The sequence below is a fragment of the Roseicyclus salinarum genome (assembly GCF_029624655.1).
GTDB lineage: Bacteria > Pseudomonadota > Alphaproteobacteria > Rhodobacterales > Rhodobacteraceae > Roseibacterium > Roseibacterium salinarum.
On record NZ_JARRSA010000010.1, the window covers coordinates 121,056 to 130,036 of the forward strand.

General features: G+C 72.4%; 10 protein-coding genes. 5 read left to right on the plus strand and 5 right to left on the minus strand.

Going from position 1 to position 8,981, the window contains the following annotated elements; genetic code table 11:
* Window positions 1-38: 38 nt before the first annotated feature.
* Window positions 39-1,427, plus strand: a complete 1,389-nt coding sequence (locus P6F26_RS09145) for a diguanylate cyclase (RefSeq protein ID WP_278028368.1) — start codon at window positions 39-41, stop codon at window positions 1,425-1,427.
* 5 nt (window positions 1,428-1,432) lie between these two features.
* Here P6F26_RS09145 and P6F26_RS09150 read toward each other — a convergent pair whose 3' ends face one another.
* The 4 genes from P6F26_RS09150 to P6F26_RS09165 all read right to left on the minus strand — a co-directional run bounded on the left by P6F26_RS09150 (window position 1,433) and on the right by P6F26_RS09165 (window position 3,635).
* Complete coding sequence (locus tag P6F26_RS09150; RefSeq protein WP_278028369.1) at window positions 1,433-1,933, minus strand: periplasmic heavy metal sensor; 501 nt, start codon at window positions 1,931-1,933, stop codon at window positions 1,433-1,435.
* The gene (locus P6F26_RS09155) at window positions 1,926-2,318 is read right to left on the minus strand and encodes a hypothetical protein (protein WP_278028370.1); all 393 of its coding nucleotides are present in this window, start codon (window positions 2,316-2,318) and stop codon (window positions 1,926-1,928) included. Before P6F26_RS09155 ends, P6F26_RS09150 begins: the two co-directional genes overlap by 8 nt.
* Window positions 2,308-2,898, minus strand: coding sequence for an RNA polymerase sigma factor (locus tag P6F26_RS09160; protein ID WP_278028386.1), 591 nt, complete (start codon window positions 2,896-2,898; stop codon window positions 2,308-2,310). The genes P6F26_RS09155 and P6F26_RS09160 overlap by 11 nt, the downstream gene beginning before the upstream one ends.
* Window positions 2,899-2,978: 80 nt before the next feature.
* Window positions 2,979-3,635: an EF-hand domain-containing protein gene (locus P6F26_RS09165; RefSeq protein ID WP_278028371.1), complete on the minus strand. Its 657-nt coding sequence runs from the start codon at window positions 3,633-3,635 to the stop codon at window positions 2,979-2,981.
* A gap of 35 nt (window positions 3,636-3,670) precedes the next feature.
* Between P6F26_RS09165 and P6F26_RS09170 the strand changes: the two genes are divergently transcribed.
* The 3 genes from P6F26_RS09170 (at window position 3,671) to P6F26_RS09180 (ending at window position 6,254) form a co-directional block, all read left to right on the plus strand.
* Window positions 3,671-4,099, plus strand: a complete 429-nt coding sequence (locus P6F26_RS09170) for a DUF983 domain-containing protein (protein WP_278028372.1) — start codon at window positions 3,671-3,673, stop codon at window positions 4,097-4,099.
* A complete protein-coding gene (locus tag P6F26_RS09175; RefSeq protein ID WP_278028373.1) occupies window positions 4,072-4,767 on the plus strand; it encodes an NUDIX domain-containing protein in 696 nt (231 codons plus the stop codon). The genes P6F26_RS09170 and P6F26_RS09175 overlap by 28 nt, the downstream gene beginning before the upstream one ends.
* Window positions 4,768-4,937: 170 nt before the next feature.
* Window positions 4,938-6,254, plus strand: coding sequence for an ABC1 kinase family protein (locus P6F26_RS09180; protein WP_278028374.1), 1,317 nt, complete (start codon window positions 4,938-4,940; stop codon window positions 6,252-6,254).
* A 6-nt stretch (window positions 6,255-6,260) separates the two neighbouring features.
* Here P6F26_RS09180 and P6F26_RS09185 read toward each other — a convergent pair whose 3' ends face one another.
* Window positions 6,261-7,196 carry a lysophospholipid acyltransferase family protein gene (locus tag P6F26_RS09185; protein ID WP_278028375.1) on the minus strand — a complete coding sequence of 312 codons (936 nt, stop codon included), beginning with the start codon at window positions 7,194-7,196 and terminating at the stop codon, window positions 6,261-6,263.
* Between the two features lie 228 nt (window positions 7,197-7,424).
* Here P6F26_RS09185 and P6F26_RS09190 point away from each other — a divergent pair, with 228 nt between their 5' ends.
* On the plus strand, window positions 7,425-8,954 hold the full coding sequence (locus tag P6F26_RS09190; RefSeq protein ID WP_278028376.1) for an acyl--CoA ligase: 1,530 nt from the start codon (window positions 7,425-7,427) through the stop codon (window positions 8,952-8,954).
* Window positions 8,955-8,981 lie beyond the last annotated feature (27 nt).

Consider the following 8,981-nt stretch of genomic DNA (forward strand, 5'->3'; position numbering starts at 1 on the left):
GAGTCGCTGCTGGACGGGCATCAACGAATGAGGAGCGCATGACGGGGCGAATCCTGGTCGTGGACGATGTGGCCACCAACCGTATCGTCATGAAGGTCAAGCTCGCCGCGGCGTGTTATGCGGTGGATCAGGCCGACAGCGGCGCCGCGGCCCTGAAGGTGGCGGCGGCGACGCGGCCCGATCTCGTGCTCATGGACGTGCTGATGCCGGACATGTCGGGGCTGGAGGTGTGCCGCAGGCTCAAGGCCGATCCCGATACGTCGGACATCCCCGTGATCCTCGTGACCGCACTGTCCGATCGCGCCTCGAAGATGGCCGGCCTCGAGGCGGGGGCGGACGATTTCCTGACCAAGCCGGTGGACGAGGTGACGCTTCTGGCCCGCGTGCGCTCGCTCCTGCGGGCCCGCGAAACCGTGCGCGAGCTTCGCGAGCGCGGCGAGGAGGGCGTCGGCCTCGGCTTCGCGGAGGCGCTGGCGGGCTTCGAGGGCCAGGAGCGTCCGGGCCGCATATGGCTCGTCGCTCCGGGGTCCAAGGGCGCCGTGGTCTGGAAGACCGCGCTCGACGACAGGCGTTGCGGCGAGGTGCGCGTCGTCCCGCGCGAGGTCGCGTTGACCGAGATCGGCGTGGGCGAGCGCGATGCTGCGGACGTGTTCGTCATCTCCGCCGATCTCACAAGCCGCAACGACGGGCTGCGCCTTCTGTCCGACCTGCGCTCGCGGCCGGGCACACGCCACGCCGCGACGCTCATGGTCCTGCCCGAAGGCGACACCGAGCGGGCGGCCATCGCCCTGGATCTCGGGGCCTCCGACATCCTCTACGATCCCGTCGACACCCAGGAGCTTGCCATCCGCATCCGCGCCCAGCTCGGACGGAAACGCCAGGCCGACCGGCTTCGCGCGAGCCTGCGGGCGGGGCTCGAGCTGGCCGTCACGGACAGTCTCACGGGGCTCCACAATCGCCGCTACGCGCTGTTCCAGCTCGAGCGGATGCTTGCGCGACCGGGCAGGAGCGTCGCGGTGATGATGCTCGATCTCGATTTCTTCAAGCAGATCAACGACCGGCATGGGCACGCGACGGGCGACAAGGTGCTGCGCCGCGTCAGCCGGCGGCTTCGCGCGCAGCTGCGCTCGGGCGATCTGCTGGCGCGCATGGGCGGCGAGGAGTTTCTCGTGGCGCTTCCCGACGCCGACCGGTCCGCGGCGCTCGACTGCGCCGAGCGGCTGCGCCGGACGATCGCCGGCGACCCGTTCGAGGCGGGCCGCGACGGGGCGCCGATCAACGTGACGCTTTCGGTCGGGCTCGCGCTGTCGGAGGGCGTCGCCGGAGACAGTCCCGAACGGCTGATCGAGTGCGCCGATCGCGCGCTTTACGGCGCGAAGTCCGACGGACGCGACAATGTCGCGCTTGCGGTGCTGCCGGCCGCCTGAGGGCCTCAGTCGCGCGGCGGCCTGTCGCCGCTGCCCGGGGCGTGCCGAAGCGCCCGCCCCAGCCGGTCCGCCACGCGCTCCCGTTCATCGAGGGACATCCCCGCGAGCGTGTCGAGCAGGGCCGCGTGCCCGCCCGCCTGAAGCGCCGCCGCCGCATCGCGCGAGGCGGCCAGAGCGCGCGCCGCCGCCTCGCGGTCGAAGGGCTCGGCCAGAAGCGCGCGCCGCACCTGCCCGAGGCTGGATCCGATCCGCGCACGCTCCGCGCGAAGTCCTGTCATCCCCTCCGCGAGGCGCTCGCGCACCTCGTCCCGGCCCTCGCGCGGGAGGGCGAGGGCGAAGGGGCCGAGGCCCAGCATGCGGATCGCAGGCGCATCCCCCCGCCCGCCGTGGGCGAGCATGGCGCCGGCGACGAGGCCGGCCACCAGCAGGTTCAACGCCAGCGAGACGGCCAGCGCAATCTTGATGCCGCGGCCCGTGCGGCGCGGCGCCCGGTCGGTCTCAGACATCGCCATCCTCCAGCGCGAGTTCCGCAAGATCGGGCGTCCAGCCGGTTTCGGCCGCCCCGAGCGAGGGCCATTGCCCGCCGATCAGGCGATCCACGGCCTCGGGCGACCAGAAGCCGACGGCCAGCCCCACGAGGCCCGCCGCCGTAACTCCCGAAAGCGCCCCCCAGCCGCCGATGGCCGCCACGATGCCCGGCAGGACGCCTGCCGCGCCGCGCCGGACCCGGCCGGACGGGCGCGCGGCCGTGCCCCGGTATACCTCCGTGCCGGCCTGCACCCGCGCGGCGTCCGCAGTCACCCGCGCGACCAGTCCCGCGTCCGGCCGGACGGCGCGCGCCTCGGCGAACAGCGCGTCGAGGTGCGCGTCGTCTTCTCTGTCATCCGCCATGGCCAAGGGCCTCCTTCTGTCCGTCGAGCGCCGCCTTCAGCGCCCGCTTTCCCCGCGCGGTGAGACTTTCGACCGCTTCGACGCCAATCTCCAGCACCTCGGCGATCTCGGGGTTCGACATTCCCTCGATATGCCTGAGGACAACCGCCTGCCGCTGACGCTCGGGCAGCGTGGCGAGCGCGGCATCGAGCGCCGCCATCCGGTCCGCCTGCACGAGGCTCGCATCGGCGCCCGGCGTCTCGTCGGGCATGTCGGCGTCGAGCCCGACCGCGCGGCGCGACCGCCGCAGCCTGTCCACCGCAAGGTTCGCGACCACCCGGTGCAGCCATGTCGCGGGCCGCGCCGGGCCGTCCCTGCGCCAGTCCGCGGCCGCGCGCCACAGCCGCAGCATGGCTTCCTGCGCGACGTCCTCGGCCTCGGCCCGGTCGCCGAGAACCCGGCTTGCGTGGCGCAACGCGCGCGGCAGCAGCCGCCCGGTCAGGATCTGCGCCGCCGCGCGGTCGCCCTGCGCGAACAGCACCATGAGCGCGCCGTCGTCGAGGGCTGCAAGCTCGGGGTCGTCCGGCGGCATCGCTTCCATGGCCTTCAATAGCCCTCGATCCGCATCCGCGCAAAGGGCGGCCCGCACCAGGGGCCGCCCATGCGCGATGCGCCGGCCGTTCAGCCGCGGTCCGGGCCGAAGCCATGTCCATGGCCGTGCCGGCCGCCGTGTTCGCCGTGACCCCCGTGACCCCCGCGGTCGCCGTGGCCCTGCATGCCCCACCAGCGGCCCCCGCGCGCGGCGGCCATCTCGTCGAGCTCGGCCTGCGTGATCGCGCCGTCGCCGTCGGCGTCCAGTCGCTCGAACATGGCGGCGGGCCCCCCTCCGGCGCGCCGGCGCTGCATCGCGGACATCTCGTCGCGCGAGATCGCGCCGTCGCCGTCGGCATCGACGCGCCCGAGCATCCTGTCGACGCCGCGCGCCGTGCGTTCCGCCGCGGCGGCGATCAGTTCCTCGCGGTCGAGCACGCCGTCTCCGTTCGCGTCGGCCGCCGCGAAGCGCGCCTCGCGGGCGCCCTCCATCTCGGCGCGCGTGACGCTGCCGTCGCCGTCGAGGTCGAACCGCTCGAACATACCCTGCGGCCCGCCGAGCGATCCGTCCTGCGCCAGCGCCGGCAGGACGAGGGCGGCCGGGATCGTGATGCCCAGAAGGGCGGCTTTCCAGATCGACCTGGGCTGTCTCCTTTGCTTGCCTGTCTGAAGCGTCTCACGCGGCAGGGCGGGATTTCCGTCGCAAGGAGTTTGCAGCCGTGACGCGGGGTCGCGCTCGGGCCCCATGGACGCGGGGCCCGGAAAGCCCCATCTTCCCGCTCATGCACGATACCGCCCGCCAGACGTCCCCCGACGAAATCCACTCCGAGCTGCGCCCGGAATTTCGCCCGGCCGCGCCCGAGCGCCCGGCCTGGCCCGCCATCGCCAAGGGGATGCGCCACCGCTGCCCCTCCTGCGGGCAGGGCGCGCTCTACGAGCGGTATCTGAAGCTCGCCCCGGCCTGCCCGGCCTGCGGAGAGGACCTCAGCCATGCGCGGGCCGACGACGGTCCGGCCTACCTCGCCATTCTCGTGACGGCCAAGGTGATGGGCACGCTTATGCTGGTGGTCTACGAGGCGTTCCAGCCCTCGCCCTGGGTCCTCGCCTCCACGTTTTCGGTTGGCGTGATCGCCATGGCCCTGTACCTCTTGCCGCGCTTCAAGGGGCTGATCGTGGGGGTGCAATGGGCGAAACGGATGCACGGGTTCTGACCGACAAGGCCTCGCTTCGCGACGCGGCCACGATCATCGTCCTGCGCGACGCGGCGACCCGGCCCCGTGTCCTCATGGGCCAGCGCGGCAAGGGCGCGGCCTTCATGCCCTCGAAGTTCGTGTTCCCGGGCGGCGCGGTCGACGCCGCCGACGCCGCGATCCCGCTCGCCCGACCGAGCGCGCCTGACTGCGCCGCAAGGCTCGCCGCGGAGACGCGGACCCCGGCCGAGGCCGTTCTGGCGGCCGCGACGCGGGAATTGTGGGAGGAGACGGGCCTGCTTCTCGGGGCGCCGGACGGCCGCGCGCGCGACCTCGACGCGCCGAGGGGCTGGCGCGGCTATCTTGGCACGGGGCATCTTCCCGACGGCGGCGCGCTGGAATTCGTCTTCCGCGCCATCACCCCGCCGGGCCGGCCGCGCCGGTTCGACGCGCGTTTCCTTCTGGCCGACGCCGAGGCGTTGCGCAGCGATCCCGACGATTTCTCGCGCGCCGAGGACGAGTTGAGCCACCTGCAATGGGTGCCGCTCGACGCCGCGCGCGGCTTCGACATGCCCTTCATTACAGAGGTCGTGCTGGCCGAGCTTGCCGCGCGGCTCGAGGGACGAGCGCATCCCGGCGTGCCGTTCTTCGACAATTCGACCGCCATCAGCCGCTTTCGCAGACTTTGAGGGCGGCGATCCGGGCCGCCTCGGGCGTCCTGCGGACGCCGTCGGCGACCCGGCGCCTCCGGCGGGAGTTTTTCTGCAAGGATGAAGACCGGACGTGGCCGGGGTGCGGGACTGGCCGTTGCACGCCATCGCCCTAAGCTTGCGGTCAGAGCAGCGCGAGACGAGCCGACATGACCGACCCACTTGCATCCCGGCCCGGCCGCGCCGTGCCTTCAAGCCGGATCGCGCGGCTGTCGCGCATGGGCGGCCTTGCCACGGGACTGGCTGGCGACGTGGCGCTTGGCGCGGGCCGGGCGCTCGCGCGGGGCGAGCGTCCGCGCCTCGACCGCCTGGTGCTGACGCCGGGCTCGGTGGGGCGGATCGCCGAGAGGCTGTCGGAGATGCGCGGCGCGGCGATGAAGCTGGGGCAGCTTCTGTCGATGGAGACGGGGGACATGCTGCCGCCCGAGCTGGCCACGATCCTCGGACGGTTGCAGGCGGAGGCGCACACGATGCCGCCGAAACAGCTCAAGAGCGTCCTCGAGGCGAGCTACGGAAAGGATTTCCGGCGCAGGTTCAAGGGTTTCGACACGCAGCCGCTGGCCGCCGCCTCGATAGGGCAGGTGCATCGCGCGACCGCCGCCGACGGCACCGCGCTGGCGCTCAAGCTGCAGTATCCCGGCGTGCGGGCGGCCATCGACAGCGATCTCGACAACGCGGCGGCGCTGATCCGCTGGTCCGGCCTGCTGCCGCCGGGGCTGGACCTCGGGCCGCTGATGGCCGAGGCGCGCCGGCAGTTGCACGACGAGGCGGATTACGACCGCGAGGGTCGCTGCATGGCGCGCTTCGGCGACTTGTTGCGGGGCGACCGGCGGTTCGCGGTTCCCGCGTGGCGGCCGGACCTGTCGGCACCCGGCGCGCTTGCCATGAGCTTCGAGCTTTCGCAGCCGATCGACGCGCTTGCGGGCGCGCCGCCCGGGGTGCGGGACGCGGCGGTGACGGCGTTGATCGAGCTGTGCCTGCGCGAGCTTTTCGAGTTCCGCCTGATGCAGACGGACCCGAATTTCGCCAATTACCGCTGGCGCCCGGAGACCGGGCAGATCGTTCTGCTGGATTTCGGGGCGACGCGGGAGATCGCCGACGAGGTGGCCGAGGGGCATCTGCGGCTCCTGCGCGCGGGGCTGTCGCGGGACAGGGACGCCGTGCTCGCCGCGCTCGAGGAGCTTGGCTTCGTAAGGCCGGGTTTGCCCGAGCGGCACCGGTCCGTGTTGCTGGACCTTGCCGCGATGGGGTTCGGCGCGCTGGACGGGCCGCTCGATTTCGCCACCGACGACCTCGCGCAGCGGATGCGCCGGCGCGGCATGGAGATCGGGAGCGAGCGCGACCTGTGGCACATACCGCCCGCCGAGACGCTTTTCCTGCAGCGCAAGATCGGCGGGCTTTACCTTCTGGCGGCGCGGCTGGGGGCGCGGGTGGATTTTCCGGCGCTCCTCGCGCCCTATGCCTGAGGCGGTTCAGTAGATCTCGGAGGCGCCGGGGGGGCGGCGGCGGAACCGCTCGAGGCACCACCAGTAGGGTTCCGGCGCCTCGGTCACGAGGGCCGCGATCGCCGCGTTCATCGCCGTGGCGTCGGACACGGCGTCTCCGGTGGGGAAATCCCGCAGCGGCGGAAAGACCTCGAGACGGTGGCGCCCCGTCTTCGGATCGCGCGCGAGGCGCGCCGGCAAAACGAGCGCGTTCGACATCTTCGCGATCCGCGCGAGCGAATTGCTGGTGGCTGCGGGCACGCCGAAGAAGTCCGCCCAGACCGAACCGCGGCCCGAGAATTCGAGATCGGTGGCAAACCAGGTGACGTCGCCGTCCTTGAGGCCGCGCGCGATGGCGCGGATGTCGGTGGCCGGCAGGATGCGGTCGCAGAAGCCTGTGCGGGCCCATCTGAGCACGGCGTCGGCGGCATCGTCGCTGGGCGCGCGGTAGAGGCCCGTGAAGCGGCGCGGGCCACGCGGAAGCTGAGCGGTGAAGACGCCGTTCAACTCGGTCGAACCTGAGTGGAAGTTCAGCAAGATGATGCCTCGGCCGGTATCGCGCGCGGCTTCGAAATGCTCGAGCCCGACGAAGCGCGCCTCGAAATCGGGATGGCCGGGCCGGTAGCCGAACCATGTCTTGAGCGAGACGAGAAGTGAGGCCGCGACCTCCCGGGTGGAGGCGCGCGCGATGGCCTCGCGGCGTTCGGCGGGCAGGCCGGGCAGGCAGGCGCGCAGGTTGGCGCGGGTGACGTGCCTGAATTTCCGCCAGCGCCAGAGGCCCCAGGCCAGCGGACGCGAGAGCGCGGGCATCGCGCGCATCGGCAGGAGCGCGACGGCCCGGCCCGCCCCCGTCAAGAGCAGGAGCGGCCAGTTCTTCGGGCGCAGAAGCGTGCGCAGGGGAAACGGGGCGCGCGTGGTCGTCATCGCCCGCCTCTTATTGCGCCGCGCCCCGAAGGCAAAGCGGAAATGGCCGGTGGGAGGGGGAGGGGCGGCGACGCCGCGTGAGGGGCGGAAGGCCGCTTGCGGGGCGCCCGGGCGGGCTTGCCTTTTGCGACCCGCCGTCCTTGTATCGTCGCGGAGGCGGCTGCAGCGGCGTCCCGGCCCCTTGGTGCGGGACGCGCGGCCGCGTGAGGGAGCGAGGGGGAGGAAAGCATGACGGACACATTGGCGGCGCTGATCGCGCGGAACGACGGGGCCGCGCCCGCATTGGGCGCGCCGGGCCGCGACTGGCTGGACCATGACGGCCTTCGCGCCCTGTCTGTCGAGGTCGCCGAGGCGCTGCACGGCGCGGGCGTGGGCCGCGGAGACCGCGTCGCGATCGTCCTGCCCAACGGGCCCGAGATGGCCGCAGCCTTCGTGGCCGTGGCGCAGGCGGCCGTCACCTGTCCGCTCAATCCCGCCTACAAGCAGGAGGAATTCGCCTTCTACCTCGAGGATCTGAAGGCAAAGGCCGTGATCCTCATGGCCGACGAGGAAGGCCCGGCGCTTGCGGCGGCGCGTGCCATGGACCTTGCCGTCATACGCCTGCAACCCGTCGAGGGACCGGCGGGCGTCTTCACGCTCCACGCCGAACGCAGCGCCGGGAAGGCCGACCGCGCGGCGCCCGAGGCGGGCGACGTGGCGCTGATCCTGCACACCTCGGGCACGACCTCGCGTCCGAAGATCGTGCCGCTTCTGCAGTCCAACATCGCCGCATCGGCGCGTAACATCGGCGCGTCTCTGGCGCTGTCGCCGTCGGATCGCTGCCTGAACGTCATGCCGCTTTTCCACATTCACGGGCTGATCGCCGCGGTGTCGGCCTCGCTGGCGGCGGGGGGCTCGGTCTTCTGCGCGCCGGGCTTCGACGCGATGAAGTTCTTCGGCTGGATGCGCGAGGCGCGGCCGTCGTGGTTCACGGCCGTGCCGACGATGCACCAGGCGATCCTGTCGCGCGCGCCCCGCAACGCCGAAACAATCGCCGAGGTGCCCTTGCGCTTCCTGCGATCCTCGTCCGCGTCGCTGCCGGGGCCGGTCATGGAGGCGCTGGCAGAGACCTTCGGCGCGCCCGTCATCGAAGGCTACGGGATGACGGAGGCGACGCACCAGATGGCCTCGAACCCGCTTCCGCCGCGCGCGCAGAAGCCTGGATCTGTGGGCGTCGAGGCGGGCCCCCTGGTGCGCGTGGCGCACGAGGCGGAGGACCGGCTGATTGAGGGCGTCGGCGAGATCGTCATATCGGGGCCGAACGTCACGCCCGGCTACGAGGGCAACCCGGAGGCAAACGCAAGAAGCTTCTTCGAGGCCGAGGGCCGGCGCTGGTTCCGCACCGGCGACCAGGGCGCGTTCGACGGCGAGGGCTATCTGACGCTGACGGGCCGCCTGAAGGAGATCATCAACCGCGGTGGTGAGAAGGTGTCGCCGCTGGAGGTGGACGGGGTCCTGTCTGCGCATCCGGCGGTGGCGCAGGTCGTCACCTTCGCGCTGCCGCACGACAAGTTGGGCGAGGAAGTCGCCGCGGCGGTCGTCCTGCGCGAGGGGGCGGAGGCCGACGAGGCCGCGATCCGCGCCTTCGCGTCGGAGCGGCTGGCGGCCTTCAAGGTGCCGCGCCGCATCGTGATCCTGGAGGAGATCCCGAAGGGGGCGACGGGCAAGCTGCAACGGATCGGACTGGCCGAGAAGCTGGGCCTGGCGGAGAAGGCCTGATCGGGGATCGCCCGGCGCTTGCGCGGC

Bases quoted from the DNA above. Each gene is read 5' to 3' on its own strand.
- P6F26_RS09165 (WP_278028371.1), bottom strand. From the start codon at position 3,635: ATGGGGCCCGAGCGCGACCCCGCGTCACGGCTGCAAACTCCTTGCGAC.
- P6F26_RS09150 (WP_278028369.1), bottom strand. From the start codon at position 1,933: ATGTCTGAGACCGACCGGGCGCCGCGCCGCACGGGCCGCGGCATCAAG.
- P6F26_RS09180 (WP_278028374.1), top strand. From the start codon at position 4,938: ATGACCGACCCACTTGCATCCCGGCCCGGCCGCGCCGTGCCTTCAAGC.
- P6F26_RS09170 (WP_278028372.1), top strand. From the start codon at position 3,671: ATGCACGATACCGCCCGCCAGACGTCCCCCGACGAAATCCACTCCGAG.
- P6F26_RS09175 (WP_278028373.1), top strand. From the start codon at position 4,072: ATGGGCGAAACGGATGCACGGGTTCTGACCGACAAGGCCTCGCTTCGC.
- P6F26_RS09190 (WP_278028376.1), top strand. From the start codon at position 7,425: ATGACGGACACATTGGCGGCGCTGATCGCGCGGAACGACGGGGCCGCG.
- P6F26_RS09185 (WP_278028375.1), bottom strand. From the start codon at position 7,196: ATGACGACCACGCGCGCCCCGTTTCCCCTGCGCACGCTTCTGCGCCCG.
- P6F26_RS09155 (WP_278028370.1), bottom strand. From the start codon at position 2,318: ATGGCGGATGACAGAGAAGACGACGCGCACCTCGACGCGCTGTTCGCC.
- P6F26_RS09160 (WP_278028386.1), bottom strand. From the start codon at position 2,898: ATGGAAGCGATGCCGCCGGACGACCCCGAGCTTGCAGCCCTCGACGAC.
- P6F26_RS09145 (WP_278028368.1), top strand. From the start codon at position 39: ATGACGGGGCGAATCCTGGTCGTGGACGATGTGGCCACCAACCGTATC.